The sequence below is a fragment of the Streptomyces sp. NPDC087270 genome, assembly GCF_044744625.1.
In the GTDB taxonomy this organism is placed as follows: domain Bacteria; phylum Actinomycetota; class Actinomycetes; order Streptomycetales; family Streptomycetaceae; genus Actinacidiphila.
Genome location: NZ_JBIUYR010000007.1, coordinates 170,143 through 187,423 on the forward strand (window position 1 = coordinate 170,143; position 17,281 = coordinate 187,423).

Annotated in this window: 13 protein-coding genes and 1 pseudogene; 11 read left to right on the plus strand and 3 right to left on the minus strand. The window is 73.1% G+C overall.

The window, feature by feature from the left end; genetic code table 11:
* Positions 1 to 15 precede the first annotated feature (15 nt).
* The gene (locus tag ACIPAE_RS16330; RefSeq protein WP_366414230.1) at positions 16 to 2,235 is read right to left on the minus strand and encodes an NADP-dependent isocitrate dehydrogenase; all 2,220 of its coding nucleotides are present in this window, start codon (positions 2,233 to 2,235) and stop codon (positions 16 to 18) included.
* A 174-nt stretch (positions 2,236 to 2,409) separates the two neighbouring features.
* Between ACIPAE_RS16330 and ACIPAE_RS16335 the strand changes: the two genes are divergently transcribed.
* The 11 genes and pseudogenes from ACIPAE_RS16335 (at position 2,410) to argH (ending at position 14,881) form a co-directional block, all read left to right on the plus strand.
* Positions 2,410 to 3,330 (plus strand): DUF4129 domain-containing protein, encoded by a 921-nt coding sequence (locus ACIPAE_RS16335; RefSeq protein WP_402445669.1) that lies wholly within the window; start codon positions 2,410 to 2,412, stop codon positions 3,328 to 3,330.
* Positions 3,331 to 3,533: 203 nt separating this feature from the next.
* Positions 3,534 to 4,406 (plus strand): hypothetical protein, encoded by an 873-nt coding sequence (locus tag ACIPAE_RS16340; RefSeq protein ID WP_402445671.1) that lies wholly within the window; start codon positions 3,534 to 3,536, stop codon positions 4,404 to 4,406.
* Positions 4,407 to 4,417: 11 nt separating this feature from the next.
* Positions 4,418 to 5,836, plus strand: coding sequence for a DUF58 domain-containing protein (locus ACIPAE_RS16345; protein WP_402445673.1), 1,419 nt, complete (start codon positions 4,418 to 4,420; stop codon positions 5,834 to 5,836).
* A 250-nt stretch (positions 5,837 to 6,086) separates the two neighbouring features.
* Positions 6,087 to 6,752, plus strand: coding sequence for a hypothetical protein (locus ACIPAE_RS16350; protein ID WP_402445675.1), 666 nt, complete (start codon positions 6,087 to 6,089; stop codon positions 6,750 to 6,752).
* A gap of 126 nt (positions 6,753 to 6,878) precedes the next feature.
* Complete coding sequence (gene argC, locus ACIPAE_RS16355) at positions 6,879 to 7,907, plus strand: N-acetyl-gamma-glutamyl-phosphate reductase (RefSeq protein ID WP_329374437.1); 1,029 nt, start codon at positions 6,879 to 6,881, stop codon at positions 7,905 to 7,907.
* Between the two features lie 142 nt (positions 7,908 to 8,049).
* The gene (gene argJ, locus ACIPAE_RS16360; RefSeq protein ID WP_402445677.1) at positions 8,050 to 9,204 is read left to right on the plus strand and encodes a bifunctional glutamate N-acetyltransferase/amino-acid acetyltransferase ArgJ; all 1,155 of its coding nucleotides are present in this window, start codon (positions 8,050 to 8,052) and stop codon (positions 9,202 to 9,204) included.
* Positions 9,201 to 10,109, plus strand: a pseudogene (argB, locus tag ACIPAE_RS16365) (acetylglutamate kinase); the annotation flags it as partial. The gene argJ and the pseudogene argB, both read left to right, overlap by 4 nt.
* Before the next feature lie 161 nt (positions 10,110 to 10,270).
* Positions 10,271 to 11,476 (plus strand): acetylornithine transaminase, encoded by a 1,206-nt coding sequence (locus tag ACIPAE_RS16370; RefSeq protein WP_329371473.1) that lies wholly within the window; start codon positions 10,271 to 10,273, stop codon positions 11,474 to 11,476.
* Between the two features lie 16 nt (positions 11,477 to 11,492).
* The gene (locus tag ACIPAE_RS16375) at positions 11,493 to 12,023 is read left to right on the plus strand and encodes an arginine repressor (RefSeq protein ID WP_329371474.1); all 531 of its coding nucleotides are present in this window, start codon (positions 11,493 to 11,495) and stop codon (positions 12,021 to 12,023) included.
* 189 nt (positions 12,024 to 12,212) lie between these two features.
* Positions 12,213 to 13,409: an argininosuccinate synthase gene (locus ACIPAE_RS16380; protein WP_328461664.1), complete on the plus strand. Its 1,197-nt coding sequence runs from the start codon at positions 12,213 to 12,215 to the stop codon at positions 13,407 to 13,409.
* Positions 13,406 to 14,881 carry an argininosuccinate lyase gene (gene argH, locus ACIPAE_RS16385; RefSeq protein WP_366410005.1) on the plus strand — a complete coding sequence of 492 codons (1,476 nt, stop codon included), beginning with the start codon at positions 13,406 to 13,408 and terminating at the stop codon, positions 14,879 to 14,881. The genes ACIPAE_RS16380 and argH overlap by 4 nt, the downstream gene beginning before the upstream one ends.
* Before the next feature lie 6 nt (positions 14,882 to 14,887).
* Here the strand turns inward: argH and ACIPAE_RS16390 are convergent, their stop codons facing one another.
* Together ACIPAE_RS16390 and ACIPAE_RS16395 are read right to left on the minus strand one after the other, a co-directional pair.
* Positions 14,888 to 15,853: a glutamate ABC transporter substrate-binding protein gene (locus ACIPAE_RS16390; RefSeq protein ID WP_402445680.1), complete on the minus strand. Its 966-nt coding sequence runs from the start codon at positions 15,851 to 15,853 to the stop codon at positions 14,888 to 14,890.
* A 280-nt stretch (positions 15,854 to 16,133) separates the two neighbouring features.
* Positions 16,134 to 16,802, minus strand: coding sequence for a lysophospholipid acyltransferase family protein (locus ACIPAE_RS16395; RefSeq protein WP_329371480.1), 669 nt, complete (start codon positions 16,800 to 16,802; stop codon positions 16,134 to 16,136).
* Between the last annotated feature and the right edge of the window lie 479 nt (positions 16,803 to 17,281).

The window sequence follows — 17,281 nt, forward strand, 5'->3', positions numbered from 1 at the left end:
TACCCCGGGAACGGCTCAACCGAGGGACGCCACCGCCGCGTTGAACGTGGCGGACGGCCGCATGACGGCCGTCGCCTTCTCCGCGTCGGGCTGGTAGTACCCACCGATGTCCACCGGCGACCCCTGCACCGCGATCAGCTCGGCGACGATCGTCTCCTCCTGCTCCGCCAGCGCCTTGGCCAGCGGCCCGAACGCCTCCGCGAGCTTCGCGTCGTCGGACTGCCCGGCCAGCTCCTGCGCCCAGTACAGCGCCAGGTAGAAGTGGCTGCCGCGGTTGTCGATCCCGCCGACCCGCCGGGACGGCGACTTGTCCTCGTTGAGGAACGTGCCGGTGGCGCGGTCGAGCGTGTCCGCGAGGATCTGCGCGCGGGCGTTGCCGGTGGTCTGCGCGAGGTGCTCGAAGCTCACCGCCAGCGCGAGGAACTCGCCGAGGCTGTCCCAGCGCAGGTAGTCCTCCTTGACCAGCTGCTGCACGTGCTTGGGCGCGGAGCCGCCGGCGCCGGTCTCGAAGAGGCCGCCGCCGTTGATCAGCGGAACCACCGACAGCATCTTGGCGCTGGTGCCCAGCTCCAGGATCGGGAAGAGGTCGGTGAGGTAGTCGCGCAGCACGTTGCCGGTCACGGAGATGGTGTTCTCACCGCGCCGGATGCGCTCCAGCGACAGCTTCGTCGCCTCGACCGGCGACAGCACGCGGATGTCCAGGCCCTCGGTGTCGTGCTCGGGCAGGTACGCCTCGACCTTGGCGATCAGCGCCGCGTCGTGCGCGCGGGTCTCGTCCAGCCAGAAGACGGCCGGGTCGCCGGTGGCGCGGGCGCGGGTGACCGCGAGCTTCACCCAGTCGCGGATCGGCAGGTCCTTGGTCTGGCACATCCGGAAGATGTCACCGGCGCCGACCGCCTGCTCCAGCACGGCCTCGCCGTTGCCGTCGACGACCCGGACCGTACCGGTGGTCGGGATCTCGAAGGTCTTGTCGTGGCTGCCGTACTCCTCGGCCTTCTGCGCCATCAGGCCGACGTTGGGCACCGAGCCCATGGTGGCCGGGTCGAAGGCGCCGTGCGCGCGGCAGTCGTCGAGGACGACCTGGTAGACGCCGGCGTAGCTGCTGTCGGGCAGCACCGCGAGGGTGTCGGCCTCCTTGCCGTCCGGGCCCCACATGTGGCCGGAGGTGCGGATCATGGCCGGCATCGAGGCGTCCACGATGACGTCGCTGGGCACGTGCAGGTTGGTGATGCCGCGGTCGGAGTCGACCATCGCCAGCGCCGGGCCGTCGGCCAGCTCGGCGGCGAAGGACGCCTTGATCGCGTCGCCCTCCGGCAGCTTCTCCACGCCGGCCAGGATCGCGCCGAGGCCGTCGTTGGGGGTCAGCCCGGCCGCGGCGAGCGTGGCGCCGTGCTCCGCGAAGGTGTTCGGGAAGAAGGCGCGCACCGCGTGGCCGAAGATGATCGGGTCGGAGACCTTCATCATGGTGGCCTTGAGGTGCACGGAGAACAGCACGTCCTCGGCCTTCGCCCGGGCCACCTGCGCGGTGAGGAACTCGCGCAGCGCGCCGACCCGCATCACCGACGCGTCCACGACCTCGCCGGCCAGCACCGGTACGGACTCGCGCAGCACGCTGGTGCTGCCGTCGTCGCCGTGCAGCTCGATCCGCAGGGTGCCGGCCTCGGAGACCACCGCGGACTTCTCGGTGGAGCGGAAGTCGTCGGCGGACATCGTCGCCACGTTCGTCTTCGAGTCGGCGGTCCAGGCGCCCATCCGGTGCGGGTGGGCCTTGGCGTAGTTCTTCACCGCGGCGGCCGCGCGGCGGTCGGAGTTGCCCTCGCGCAGCACCGGGTTCACCGCGCTGCCCTTGACCTTGTCGTAGCGGGCGCGGATGTCGCGCTCCTCGTCGGTCTTCGGGTCGTCCGGGTACTCCGGCAGCGCGTAGCCCTGCTCGCGCAGCTCGGCGACGGCCGCCTTGAGCTGCGGGATCGACGCCGAGATGTTCGGCAGCTTGATGATGTTCGCCTCGGGCCGCTGCGCCAGCTCGCCCAGCTCGGCCAGCGCGTCGTCGATCCGCTGGCCCTCCTCCAGGTACTCGGGGAAGCCGGCGATGATCCGACCCGCCAGCGAGATGTCCCGGCTCTCGACGGTGACCCCGGCGGTCGAGGCGTACGCCTGGATCACGGGCAAGAACGAGTACGTCGCCAGGGCCGGGGCCTCGTCGGTGTGTGTGTAGATGATGGTCGAGTCAGCCACCGGTTGGTCTCCGTTCCAGTCTCCAACATTGCTTGATATCAAGATATCCCGTTGCCCTCGCTTCCTCGAACAAGCCCCCGGTTTGACGGCGGCGGGGGCGGGGTGGGGCCTCGCGGCGGGCCGTACCCGTGTGCGAGGCTGCGAGGCGCGGAAGCGTACGGAGGGGGTGGAGGGATGGGGCGGAGAGCGCTCTCGACCAGGGGAGTGCCGGGCGACACGCGGACGGCGCTGGTCGTCGTGGTCGTCGCCGGGACCGTGCTGGCGGCGCTGGTCCTGCGGCCCGGGTCCGTCGGACGCGGCGCGGGAGTGGTCCGCAGCGGGCCGGCCGTCGCGCTGCTCGCGATCGGATGGGCGGTCGGCTGCCTGGCGCTGTTGGCCCGGTACCGGGTCCGGCCGCGGATCGACACCCGGCTGAGCCCGGTCGAGCAGCGGCTCGCGGCCGTCGTGCGCGCCACGCTGCTGGTCGGCGCCGCCGCCGTACCGGCCGCGGTCCTGGCCATGCACCGGTTCGGATCGCCCTACGACCCGGGGCCGCTGGACCCCGGCGAGTTCGGCGTCGGTCACCCGCGCCCCTCGCGCGACCTCGGGCACGACACGCCGCACAACCCGCCGCCCTGGCTGATCGTCACCTTGCTGGTGGTCGCGGGTGTGGCGCTCGTGGCCGCGTTCGTCGTCGCGTACCGGCGGCTGCGGGCGGAGTACGTCCGCAGGCCGCGACGTGCCCGGAGGGACCCGCACGAGGACGCCCGGCTGCTCGCCGACGCGGTGGAGTCCGGCCGGCGCGCCCTGCGCGACAACGGCGACGCCCGGACCGCGGTGATCGCCTGCTACGTCGCCATGGAGACCTCGCTGGCCGGCTCGGGCGTGTCCCGGCACGTCTCGGACAGCCCGAACGACCTGCTGGTACGCGCCGCCGCGAGTGGCCTGCGCACCGAGGGCAGCGCCTCCGTGCTCACCGAGTTGTTCCGCGAGGCCCGCTACTCCAGCCACCCGATGGGCGACGCCCACCGCGCGCAGGCGGCCGACGCACTCGCCGACCTCGCGGAACGGCTCGCCGCGCCGCGCACCGGAGCCAGGGCGGAGGAGGGAGCGTGAGGGCAGCGGACTCGCCGGACACGGGCGGACCGGTGTCGGGCCCGAGGCCGTCCACGGACGCGGCTCGGGGTAGGGACGCGGCTCGGGATGGGGACGCGGCTCGGGATGGGGACGCGGCTCGGGATGGGGACGCGGCTCGGGATGGGGACGCGGCTCGGGATGGGGACGCGGCTCGCGATGCGGGCGCGGCTCAGGGTAGGGACATGGCTCGGAATGCGGACACGGCCCGGGATGGGGGCGCGGATGCGGGACCGGGTCCGGGCACGGCGCCGGGGGGCCGCACCGCGGGGGCGGCCCTGCTCGAACTGCCCGGAGTTCTCGGCAACCCCGGCAACCCCGGCAGGTCCGCCGGGGGCCGCAGGTCCGGACGGTCCGGTCGCTCGGGCACTGCCGGCGGGCCCGGAGAACCCGACACCCTCGGAGCGGAGCACCACCCGGGTGCGGGCACGGCGGCCCGCACCCGGCTGCGCGCCGCGCCGGGCTCGGCCCGCCACTCCGTCACGCTGCTGGTCGCCGTCGCCTCCGTCGGCGTCCTGCTGCTCGGCGTCACCGACGGCTTCGCGGTGGCCCTGGTGGGGCTGGCCGTGGCCGCCGCGGCCGGGTTCTGCGTCACCCGCTATGTCGCGGGGGCCGGCGCCCGCGACGGCGACTACCGCAGGCCGGTGAGGCTGCTGGGCAGCAGCGAGCCCGCGCTCGGCGGCTGGGAGTGGCTGGTGCACAACGCCCTCGGCCCCGACGGCGAGGCGTACTTCGCCCAGCGGCTGCGCCCGCACCTGCAACGGCTCTTCGCCGCCCGACTCGCCGCCCGGCACGGCACGGACCTGCACCGTGCCCCCGAACGGGCCCGCGCGCTGGTCGGTGCGGAGCTGTGGCCGTGGATCGACCCGGCCGAGCCGCCGCCGCGGCCGTCCGTGCCCGAGGGGGTGCTGCGCGCGCTCCTGGAGCGGCTCGAAGCGCTGGGAGATCCGGAGCAGCCCGCAGATCCGGGGCAGCCCGCACCCGGCGACGTCCCGGCGCCGCGGACCGCGCCCAGCACCGGCACCGGCACCGGCACCAGCACCGGCACCGCGTCATGAAGGAGCAACCCGTGCCTGCGTCCGCACCGGGGCCGATCCCGTCCGAGCCCGCGCCCGCGTCCGTACCGGGGCCCGGCGACATCGTCGTGGAGGGTGCGACCGGATCAGAGGCGGTCGAACGCGCCCTCGGCGGGCGGCAGTCGGAGCCCGGTCGGCCCACCGAGGCGCCGCCCGAGCCGCCGGACGGCTGGCGGGCCGGCGAACGCGCCCTGCGCTACGGCACGGTGGCCGCGCTCGCGCTGGGCGCCGCCCTCGTCACCGGCCGGCCGTGGCTGCTGGCGCTGGCCGCCGGTCCGCTGGTGCTGCTCGCGCTGGCACTGCCCCGGACGCCCCGGGCCGGGCATCTCACCGCGACCGTCGAGGTGGCCGCGCGGCGCTGCTTCGAGGGCGAGCAGGTCGTGGCGAGGATCGCCGTCGTCCACGACGGAGGCGAGGGGCGGCTCGACCCCGGGGTCATGCTCGGCCCGGGCGTGCGGCTGGACGCGCTGACCGTGGGTACGGCCCATCTCGAACTGCGGTTCACCGCCGAGCGGTGGGGGCGGTGGACGTTGGGCACGGTGGATGTCGATCTCTATGACGCGGGGGGTGTGGCGCGGCGGACGGTGCGGGTGGATCTGGGTGAGGTGGCGGTCTTTCCGTTGCCGGCGGCGGCGGGGCTCACGCCGATTCCGGTGCGGTTGCCGACCCGGCTGGGGGAGCACGCGTCGCCGCAGCGGGGGGAGGGGATCGAGGTGATCGGGGTGCATCCGTATGTGCGTGGGGAGCGGCAGCGGCGGATCAACTGGCCGGCGACGACGCGGCGCGGGTCGCTGCAATTGCATCAGTTCGCGGCGGAGCGTGCCGCTGACACCGTGGTGATGCTCGATGTGCTGGGCGACATCCGTGATCCGGTGACGGGTCTGTCGTCGTTGGACGAGACGTTCCGTGCGGCGGCCGGGCTGGTCCGGGCGTATTTGCGGACGCATGACCGGGTCGGGGTGGTCGCGGTCGGCGGGACCACGCGGTGGCTGCAACCCGGCAGCGGCGACGCCTACTTCTACCGGATCGTGGAGAGCGTGCTGGAGGTCCGCAAGGACCTGGTCCAGCGCGACCCGGAGCTCAGCCGGCTGCCGCCGCCCGCGCTGCCCGAGGGCGCCCTCGTCTACGTCTTCACCCCGCTCACCGACCAGCGCATCCTGGACGTACTCGACCAGGTGCGCTCCCGCGCCAACCCGCTCGTCGTGGTCGAGATCCCCTCCGGCGACCCGCCCGCGCCGCGCGGCGACACCACCGCGGAACTCGCGCTGCGGCTGTGGCGGGCCGACCGCGACGCGATGCGCTTCGCGCTGACCGAGCGCGGCATCGCGCTGATCGCCCACCAGCCGGGCCAGACCCTCGACCTGGCGCTGGCGCCGCTGCTGCGCACCCGTATCCGCGGGGGTTCCCGATGAGCGGTACGACGGCGGGCCATGAGCCGCGTCCCGACCGTCCCGCCCGGCCGGCGGCGTTGCCGGGCACGTCCGGCGAAGCCCGGGCGAACGGCTTGAGGGTCGTCGGGCCGGTCCGGGCAGCCGTACGACCAGGACGGCTCTCCGCCCCGCGCGCGCATGTGCCAGGCGCCGCGGGCCGCGCGGGCCACGGCACGGTCGTCACCATGCCCGTGCCCGCATCCGTATCCATATCCGTATCCGGAGGCTGCCGATGACGCCGATGACGCCGATGACGCCGAGGGACCCGGGGCTGGGCAAGCCGGTGGGGGCGGGCAGGCCGGGTGCGCAGACGGGGCGGACGGCGGGGACGTGGAGGAGTCCGGGTGCCCTTCGCCTGCTCACCCGCGCCGTCGCCGCGCTGCTGGTCGCCGCCGCGTGCGACGTGCCCGCCGCGTTCCGGGTCGGGGTCCCGGTGGGGCTGCTGGCCGTGGCCGCCGCCGGGTTCGCCTGGTGGCTGGCGCCCGCGGCCGACGACCGCCCGCCGGCCGCGTCCGTGGGCCGGCCCGCCCTCGCCCGCCGGCGCGCCCCCACCGTGCTCGCGGCCGCCGCGGTGGTGCTGGCCGCCGTGACGGGGCCGCCGCTGTGGCTCGGCGCGTGCGTGACCGCCCTCCTGATCGGCTACCTGCTCCTCACCGACCCCTGGATCTCCGGGGCCACCGGCCCCCGGGCGCCCCGCGCGGCCCGCCCCCTGGCCCCGGTGCTCCTCGCGCTCGGCACCTGCGCCGCCGTCTTCGCCGCCGCCGTGCTGCCGCTGTCCCACCACCGCTGGACCCGCCTGCTCGCGGTCCTCGTCCTCGCGGCCACCGCAGCGGTGCTCCTGCTCGCCCTGCTGCACCCCGCCCGCCCCGATGGCGACGAGGGAAGGCCGCGGCCCTGACGGCTCGCCCCGTGCTCCCGCCCGGCCCCGTCCACGCGTACGGGCGCCGCGCAGGGCGGTGACCTGCGCAGTACATTGCATAAAAGTGCGCCCAGCCGTATAGTCATGCTGTCGAAGGAGGAGTCGATGACGGTGCGGGTGGCGGTGGCCGGAGCCAGCGGGTATGCCGGCGGGGAAGTGCTCAGACTGCTGGTCGGGCACCCCGAGGTCGAGATCGGGGCGCTGACCGGGAACAGCAACGCCGGGCAGCCGCTGGGGGCGCTTCAGCCGCACCTGGTGCCGCTGGCCGGGCGCGTGCTCGCGGAGACCTCCGCGGAGGTGCTGGCCGGCCACGACGTGGTCTTCCTCGCGCTGCCGCACGGCCAGTCCGCGGCCGTCGCGGAGCAACTGGGCGACGACGTGCTCGTGATCGACATGGGCGCGGACTTCCGGCTCAAGGACGCCGCCGACTGGGAGCGGTTCTACGGGTCGGAGCATGCGGGCAGCTGGCCGTACGGGCTGCCCGAGCTGCCGGGTGGCCGCGCCGCGCTGGAGGGGTCCAAGCGCGTCGCGGTGCCCGGCTGCTACCCGACGGCGGTCTCGCTCGCGCTGTTCCCGGCGTACGGCGCCGCCCTCGTCGAACCCGAGGCGGTGATCGTCGCCGCGTCCGGCACGTCCGGCGCGGGCAAGGCGCCCAAGCCGCACCTGCTCGGCTCCGAGGTGATGGGGTCGATGACCCCGTACGGCGTCGGCGGCGGCCACCGGCACACCCCCGAGATGATCCAGAACCTGAGCGCGGTCGCCGGGCAGCGGGTCGGCGTGTCCTTCACGCCCACCCTCGCGCCCATGCCGCGCGGCATCCTCGCGACCTGCTCCGCGAAGGCGCGGCCGGGCGTGGGGGCGGCGGACGTACGCGCCGCGTACGAGAAGGCGTACGCCGAAGAACCGTTCGTCCACCTGCTGCCCGAGGGCCAGTGGCCGGCGACCGCCTCCGTCTACGGCTCCAACGCCGTGCACGTCCAGGTCGCCTACGACGAGGACGCCGGCCGGGTCATCGCGATCAGCGCGATCGACAACCTGGCGAAGGGCACGGCGGGCGGCGCCGTACAGAGCATGAACATCGCCCTCGGGTTCTCTGAGGGCACGGGACTTTCCACGATCGGAGTGGCGCCGTGAGCGACGTCCGCGAGGCCGCCGGGCGGCAGATGACGACGATGGCCGCGGCTTCGTGCCGGGCCGGCGGTGGGGGTACTCCCCCTGGCTCCGCCGGGGGCACCCCCACCCAGGCGAAAGCCCTGGGGGAGAACAGGAGCAGGTCGTGAGCGTGACGGCAGCGAAAGGGTTCACGGCGGCGGGGGTCGCCGCCGGGATCAAGGAGAACGGCAACCCGGACCTGGCCCTCGTGGTCAACGCCGGGCCGCGCCGGGCCGCCGCGGGCGTCTTCACGTCGAACCGGGTGAAGGCCGCCCCGGTGCTGTGGTCGGAGCAGGTCCTCAAGGGCGGCGCGGTGACCGCGGTGGTGCTCAACTCCGGTGGCGCCAACGCCTGTACGGGCCCGAAGGGCTTCCAGGACACGCACGCGACCGCCGAGCGCGTCGCGGAGGTGCTGGGGCACAGCGCGGGCGAGGTCGCGGTCGCGTCGACCGGGCTGATCGGCCTGCCGCTCCCGATGGACAAGCTGCTGCCGGGCATCGGCACCGCCGCGGCCGAACTGTCCGCGCACGGCGGCGAGAAGGCTGCCATCGCGATCAAGACCACCGACAGCGTGCACAAGACCGCCGTGGCCACCGGCCCGTCCGGCTTCACCGTCGGCGGTATGGCCAAGGGCGCGGGCATGCTCGCGCCGGGCCTGGCCACCATGCTCGTGGTGCTCACCACGGACGCCGACGTCGACCAGGGCACCCTGGACAAGGCGCTGCGGGACGCCACCCGGCAGACCTTCGACCGGATCGACTCCGACGGCTGCATGTCCACCAACGACACGGTGCTGCTGCTCGCCTCCGGCGCGTCCGAAGTCACCCCCGAGTACGCCGAGTTCGCCGACACGGTGCGCGCGGTCTGCGCCGACCTGGCCCGCCAGTTGATCGGCGACGCCGAGGGCGCGAGCAAGGACATCCGGATCGAGGTGGTGCACGCCGCGACCGAGGACGACGCCGTCGAGGTGGGCCGCTCCATCGCCCGCAACAACCTGCTCAAGTGCGCCGTGCACGGCGAGGACCCCAACTGGGGCCGGGTGCTGTCCGCGATCGGCACCACCTCCGCCGCGTTCGAGCCCGACGCGCTCGACGTCGCGATCAACGGCGTGTGGGTGTGCCGGGGCGGCTCGGTCGGCGACGACCGCGACCTGGTCGACATGCGCTTCCGCGAGGTCGTCATCACCGCCGACCTCGCCGCCGGAGACGCGTCCGCCGTGATCTGGACCAACGACCTCACGGCCGACTACGTCCACGAGAACAGCGCGTACAGCTCATGACCGACGCCGACCCCCGTCCCGGGGGAACCCCGCGCAAGCACACCGCGCTGCCCAAGGCCCGGGTCCTGGTCGAGGCGCTGCCGTGGCTGACCCGGCACCACGGCAAGACCGTGGTGGTGAAGTTCGGCGGCAACGCCATGGTGGACGAGGCGCTCAAGGCCGCGTTCGCCCAGGACGTGGTGTTCCTGCGGCACGCCGGGCTCAAGCCGGTCGTCGTGCACGGCGGCGGCCCGCAGATCAGCGCGCAGCTCGACCGGCACGGCCTGGTCAGCGAGTTCAAGGCGGGCCTGCGGGTCACCACGCCCGAGGCGATGGACGTGGTCCGGATGGTGCTCGCCGGCCAGGTGCAGCGCGAACTCGTCGGCCTGCTCAACCGGCACGGCCCGCTCGCGGTCGGCCTGACCGGCGAGGACGCGCACACCATCAGCGCCGTCAAGCACCGCCCCACGATCGACGGCGAGTCGGTGGACATCGGGCGGGTCGGCGAGATCACCGCGATCGACACCGGCGCCATCGAGGCGCTGCTGGCCGACGGCCGCATCCCGGTGGTCTCCTCGATCGCCCGAGCCGCCGACGACGGCCACATCTACAACGTCAACGCCGACACCGCCGCGGCCGCGCTGGCCGCCGCGCTCGGAGCCGAGACGCTGATGGTGCTCACCGACGTCGAGGGCCTGTACGAGGACTGGCCGAACAGCGACGACGTGATCAGCAGGCTGACCGCCACCGAACTGGAGAAGCTGCTGCCCGACCTGTCCAGCGGCATGGTGCCGAAGATGGAGGGCTGCCTGCACGCGGTGCGCAACGGCGTGACCACCGCCCGCGTCATCGACGGCCGGGTGCAGCACTCGATCCTGCTGGAGATCTTCACCGACGAGGGCATCGGCACGATGGTCGTGCCCGACCCGGAGCCCGAGTCGGAGCCCGAGCCCGATTCCGAATTCCGGCCGGCGCTCGACTCCGCGCCGGGGTTCGACTCCGCGCTCGGCTCCGCGCCCGATTCCGACGGCGCGGCGACTTCCGAAGGCACGGCGACCGCGGACACGTCCGCAGAAGGGGGAGCACGGTGACCGGCAACAAGGAGCTGGCCCAGCGCTGGCAGGGCGCGCTGATGAACAGCTACGGCGTCCCCCGGCTGCCCCTCGCCCGCGGTGAGGGCGTCCGGTTCTGGGACGCCGACGGCAAGGAGTACCTCGACTTCGTCGGCGGCATCGCCACCAACGCGCTGGGCACCGCCCACCCCGCGGTGGTCGAGGCGGTCACCCGGCAGATCGGGTCGCTCGGCCACATCTCCAACCTCTTCCTCGCCGAGCCGACCATCCAGCTCGCCGAGCGGTTGCTCCAGCACTTCGGGCGCCCGGGCCGGGTGTTCTTCGCCAACTCCGGCGCCGAGGCCAACGAGGCCGCCTTCAAGATCGGCCGGCTCACCGGCCGCACCCATGTGGTGGCCGCCCAGGGCGCCTTCCACGGCCGCACCATGGGCTCCCTCGCGCTCACCGGCCAGCCCGCCAAGCGCACCGCCTTCGAGCCGCTGCCCGGCGACGTCACCCACGTGCCGTACGGCGACGTGGCCGCGCTGCGCGCCGCGGTGAGCACCGACACCGCGATGGTGATCCTCGAACCCATCCTCGGCGAGTACGGCGTTGTGGTGCCGCCGGCCGGCTACCTCCAGGCGGCCCGGGAGATCACCGCGGCCACCGGGACGCTGCTGGTGCTCGACGAGGTGCAGACCGGCGTCGGGCGGACCGGCCACTGGTTCGAGTGCCTGGCGCAGGGCGTCGAGCCCGATGTCGTCACCCTCGCCAAGGGGCTCGGCGGCGGCCTGCCGCTCGGCGCCGCGGTCGCCTTCGGCCCGGCCGCCGACCTGATCACCCCCGGCAGCCACGGCACCACCTTCGGCGGCAACCCGGTCGCCTGCGCCGCCGCGCTGGCCGTGCTGGACACCATCGCGGCCGAGGATCTGCTCGACAACGTCAAGCGGCAGGGCGAGAAGCTGCGGCAGGGCGTGGAGGCGCTGAACCACCCGCTGGTCGATCATGTGCGCGGTTCCGGGCTGCTGATCGGTATCGTGCTCACCGAGCCGCTGTCCGCCAAGGTCGAACGGGCGGCGCAGGATGCCGGACTCCTGGTGAACGCGGCCGTGCCCGACGTGGTGCGGCTGGCGCCTCCGCTCGTCGTGGGCGACGCGGAGACCGACGCGTTCCTCCAGGCGCTGCCGGGTGTGCTCGACGAGGTGTACCGGGCCGCACAGGCCGACCGACCGGGAGAATGACGGAGATCCGTACGCGATGACCGAGCCGCAAGCGCATGGCGGGGGCCAGGCAGTCCCGCAGACCCGTACCGCACGCCACCGCAGGATCGTGGACCTGCTCGGGCGGCAACCGGTGCGGTCGCAGAGCCAGCTCGCGAAGCTGCTCGCCGACGACGGGCTGAGCGTCACCCAGGCGACGCTCAGCCGGGACCTCGACGAGCTCGGCGCGGTCAAGATCCGTACGAACGACGGTGAGTTGATCTACGCGGTGCCCTCCGAGGGCGGGTTCCGCACGCCGCAGGCGCCGCTGGGGGAGTCGGTCAAGGAGGAGCGGATGCGGCGGCTCGCCGCGGAGCTGCTGATCTCCGCGGAGGCGTCGGCGAACCTGGTGGTGGTCCGCACTCCGCCGGGTGCGGCCCAGTTCCTCGCGTCCGCGATGGACCAGGCCGAGGTCTACGACATCCTCGGGACGATCGCTGGCGACGACACCGTGGTCCTCATTTCACGGGACCCGGAGGGGGGCCAGAAGCTGGCCGACCACTTGCTGCGGCTCGCCCAAGGGGACTGACTCCCTCCGGCTGCCCCGCCCTGCGGGACGCCGGACCGTGCGGTCCCTCGCGGTTGCTCGCGCAGTTTCCCGCGCCCCTTCGGGGGCGCGGTTTTTTCTGTGTTCGGGACCTTGACCTGGCACTTTGACGTTTCATGCGGGGGAGTGCATACTTATACCAGTCAGAGGATGCATCGTAAGGAGAGACCCGTGACCGAGCGCGTCGTACTCGCCTACTCAGGCGGCCTGGACACCTCCGTCGCCATCGGCTGGATCGCCGAGGAGACCGGCGCCGAGGTCATCGCCGTCGCGGTCGACGTCGGCCAGGGCGGCGAGGACCTGGACGTGATCCGCAAGCGCGCGATCGCCTGCGGTGCCGTCGAGGCCGAGGTCGCCGACGCCAAGGACGAGTTCGCCGAGGAGTACTGCCTCCCGGCGATCCAGGCGAACGCGCTGTACATGGACCGCTACCCGCTGGTCTCCGCGCTGTCCCGGCCGGCCATCGTCAAGCACCTGGTCGCCGCCGCCCGCAAGCACGGCGCCGACACCGTCGCCCACGGCTGCACCGGCAAGGGCAACGACCAGGTCCGCTTCGAGGCCGGTATCGCCTCGCTCGCGCCGAGCCTGAACTGCATCGCCCCGGTCCGGGACTACGCGATGACCCGGGACAAGGCCATCGCGTTCTGCGAGGCGAAGAACCTCCCGATCGCCACCACCAAGAAGTCCCCGTACTCCATCGACCAGAACGTCTTCGGGCGGGCGGTCGAGACCGGCTTCCTCGAGGACATCTGGAACGCGCCGATCGAGGACATCTACGAGTACACCCAGGACCCGGCCGCCCCCCGGGAGGCCGACGAGGTCGTCATCACCTTCAAGCAGGGCGTCCCGGTCGCGATCGACGGCCAGGAAGTCACCGTCCTGGAGGCGATCCAGCAGCTCAACGTGCGGGCCGGCGCCCAGGGCATCGGCCGGATCGACATGGTCGAGGACCGGCTGGTCGGCATCAAGTCCCGGGAGATCTACGAGGCCCCCGGCGCGATCGCCCTGATCACCGCCCACCAGGAGCTGGAGAACGTCACCGTCGAGCGCGAACTCGCCCGCTACAAGCGGCAGGTCGAGCAGCGCTGGGGCGAACTGGTCTACGACGGCCTGTGGTTCTCCCCGCTCAAGCGGGCGCTGGACGGCTTCATCGCCGAGGCCAACAGCCACGTCTCGGGCGACATCCGGATGACCCTGCACGGCGGCCGGGCCGTCGTCAGCGGCCGGCGGTCGGACCAGTCGCTCTACGACTTCAACCTCGCCACCTACGACACCGGCGACAGCTTCGACCAGTCCCTGTCCAAGGGCTTCATCGAGCTGTTCGGCATGTCCAGCAAGATCGCCGCCAAGCGGGACCTGGACCAGTGACCGGCGGAGCCGCGGACGGCGGCACCGGCGGGCCGGACCTCAAGCTGTGGGGCGGCCGGTTCGCCGACGGGCCGTCCGCCGCGCTGGAGAAGCTGTCGGCGTCCGTGCACTTCGACTTCCGGCTCGCGCCGTACGACATCGCCGGCTCCCGGGCGCACGCCCGGGTGCTGCACCAGGCGGATCTGCTGACCGCGGACGAGCTGGACCGGATGATCGCCGGTCTTGACGCCCTGGAGGCCGACGTCGCCGCGGGCGCCTTCACCGGCACCATCGCCGACGAGGACGTGCACACCGCGCTGGAGCGCGGCCTGCTGGAGCGGGTCGGCCCCGACCTCGGCGGCAAGCTGCGGGCCGGCCGGTCCCGGAACGACCAGGTCGCCACGCTCTTCCGGATGTACCTGCGCGACCACGCCCGGATCGTCGGCGGCCTGATCGCCGACCTCCAGGACGCGCTGGTCGGCCTCGCCGAGGCACACCCGGACGCGGCGATGCCCGGCCGCACCCACCTCCAGCACGCCCAGCCGGTGCTCTTCGCCCACCACGTGCTCGCCCACGCCCAGGCGCTGTCCCGGGACGCGGAGCGGCTGCGGCAGTGGGACGAGCGCACCGCGGTCTCGCCGTACGGCTCCGGCGCGCTCGCCGGGTCCTCGCTCGGCCTGGACCCGGAGGCGGTCGCCCGCGACCTCGGCTTCGAGCACGGCAGCGCCGGCAACTCCATCGACGGCACCGCCTCGCGGGACTTCGTCGCCGAGTTCGCCTTCATCACCGCGATGATCGGGATCAACGTGTCCCGGATCGCCGAGGAGATCATCATCTGGAACACGAAGGAGTTCTCCTTCGTGACCCTGCACGACGCCTTCTCCACCGGCTCCTCGATCATGCCGCAGAAGAAGAACCCGGACATCGCCGAGCTGGCCCGCGGCAAGTCCGGCCGGCTGATCGGCAACCTCACCGGCCTGATGGCCACCCTCAAGGCGCTGCCGCTGGCCTACAACCGGGACCTCCAGGAGGACAAGGAGCCGGTCTTCGACTCCTGCGACCAACTGGAGGTGCTGCTCCCGGCGTTCACCGGCATGATGGCCACCCTCACCGTGCACGAGGAGCGGATGGCGGAGCTGGCCCCGGCCGGTTTCTCGCTGGCCACCGACATCGCCGAGTGGCTGGTCCGGCAGGGCGTCCCGTTCCGGGTCGCGCACGAGGTGGCCGGCGAGTGCGTCAAGGTGTGCGAGGCCGAGGGCATCGAACTCGACCAGCTCACCGACGAGCAGTTCGCCAAGATCTCCGCGCACCTGACCCCCCAGGTGCGTGACGTGCTCAACGTGCCGGGGGCGCTCGCCGCCCGCAACGGCCGCGGCGGCACCGCGCCCTCGGCAGTCGCCGTGCAACTCGCCGAGGTCAAGGCCGATCTGGCCGTGCAGCACGCCTGGGCGACGGCCAAGGACGGCGCCGGGCCGGGCGGCTCCGGCGCGTAGTCCGGGTCACTCCGGTTTGTAGGCGGGGCTGGGCGGCGGCACGAAGGAACTCGCGTTCGCCCCCAGCCACTGCTTCTCCAGCGCGGTCAGCGAACCGTCCTGCCGCATCCGCTCCAGCACTCCGTTGACGAAGCGCACGAAGTCCGTCTGGTCCTGGCGCATCGCGATGCCGTGCGGCTCGTCGGTGAAGCGCGGGCCGATCAGCTTGGTGTTCGGGTCCTGCGCGGCCAGCCCGATCAGGATCGTGTCGTCGGTGGAGACCGCGTCCACCTGGCCGAGCTGCATCAGCATCAGGCAGTCCGTCCAGTCCTTGACCGCCACCGGCACCACCGGGTGCTTCTTCAGCCCCTTCAGCGTGTCGATCGACGTGGTGCCCGAGGCCGCGCACACCCGCTTCCCGCCGAGGTCGTCGATGGACTTCGCGGTCGACGACCTCGGCACCAGCACGCGCTGGCCCGCGTCGAGGTAGTCGGTGGAGAACGCCACGGACTTCCACCGGTCGCAGTTGATCGTCATCGAGTCGATGACGATGTCCACCGACGACTGACGGGTCTTCGGGTCCGGCTGGAGCACGGAGAGCCGGGCGTCGGAGGAGATCGTCTTGAACTGGATACGGTTCGGGGAGCCGAACAGCGCGGTCGAGATCCGCTTCAGCAGCTCGATCTCGAAGCCGTCCAACTGCCCGGTGAGCGGGTTGCGGTAGCCGAACAGGTACGAGTTCTGGTCCACGCCCGCGATCAGCCGGCCGCGCTTGACGATCGCGGCCATCGTGGAACCGGCCGGCATGTGCCCGGGCCGCGGCAGCGCGCCCTGGGGGCGGTAGCTCTCCAGCGGGTGGCAGGACTGGTCGTCAGCCGGTGCCTGCGCGGGCACGTCGGCGGGTACCGCGCGTTCGGTGCTGTGCGCCCGTCTCCCGGTGGTGTCCGGCCCCGGGGGAGCGGCGCAGCCGCCCGCACCCAGGACACCCACCACCAGCAATAACCCGGCGGCCGTGGCCGCCCCCGTTCCACGCCCTACCGCACCGACGACCACAGGGCCTCCTCCGCGTGACGTCACCCGTACCGCAAGTGACGTTCCCCGCGCCCCGGCGGTTCCTGTCCTGGCACCTGCCCCCGCCGAAGGTACTCAGGGGCGGGCGTGGCTGGACCTGCCAGGCGAAGCACTGGGGGAGAACCGTTGCGCGACTCCCCACCGGCAAGCGGTCCCTCAACCGGCGGACGGGGGCCAACCCCGGAGGGTCAGGCGCACCCGGCTACGCGGCCTTGGCCTTGGTGGCGTAGATGTCGACGTACTCCTGGCCGCCGAGGTGCATCACCTGGGACATCACCTCGTCGGTGACCGCGCGCAGCACGTAGCGGTCGCGGTCCATGCCGTCGTAGCGGGAGAAGTCCAGCGGGGTGCCGAAGCGGACCTTCACCGGGGCGAGCCGCGGCATGCCGTTGCCGCCGGGCTGCACCTTGTCGGTGCCGATCATCGCGAACGGGACCACCGGGGCGCCGGTCATCAGCGCGAGCCGGGCGATGCCGGTGCGGCCGCGGTAGAGGCGGCCGTCGGGGGAGCGGGTGCCCTCGGGGTAGATACCGAAGATCTTGCCCTCGTCCAGCACCCGGCGCCCGGTCATCAGGGCCGCCACACCGCCGCGGGCGCCGTCGCGGTCGACCGGGATCATGCCGCAGGTGGTGAAGAACCAGGCCATCAGCCGGCCCTTGACGCCCTTGCCCGTGACGTACTCGTCCTTGCCGATGAAGTAGACCTGCCGGTCGACCACCAGCGACAGGAACAGCGAGTCGATGAAGGTGACGTGGTTGCCCGCCAGGATCACCGGGCCGTCGGCCGGGATGTGCTCCACGCCCTCCACCACCGGGCGGTACAGCACACGCATCAGCACCAGCAGAATCGCCTTCAGCACGCTGCGGGACATGCGGGACAACGGACCCCTCCGGGCTCGTACGGACGTCAACCTGCGGACCGACCCTACCGGCCCGTACGTCTTGACGATACTTCCGCCAGGGCCCCCCGCGCACGCCGGGTTCACCCACCGGATACCGCGGGTCCGCGCAGGCCGCGACGCGTGCGCGCGGCGCCGGCGCGACCGGGCCGTCTTCCCGCGCACGCGGCGGGAGTTGGGAATCTCACAGGCGGGTGCCGCCCAGGTCGCGCCCCGGCGGCCGGTACGAGCCGGGGCCGGTCGTGAATCGGAGGGTTGAATCCCCGGTGGGACGGGGTAATGCACGGTAAACAGCCGACGTCCCGGTGTGCTTCCGGCCCGCCCTGGCGGCGCTGTGCCGGACACCGCAGCAGCGGTACCCGGCCGGTTCGTTTGTGCGATCATCGGCGCCAGCGGAGGCGACATCGAGCGCACATTCGTATCAACTCCGCACAGGCACACGTTCCGGGCGC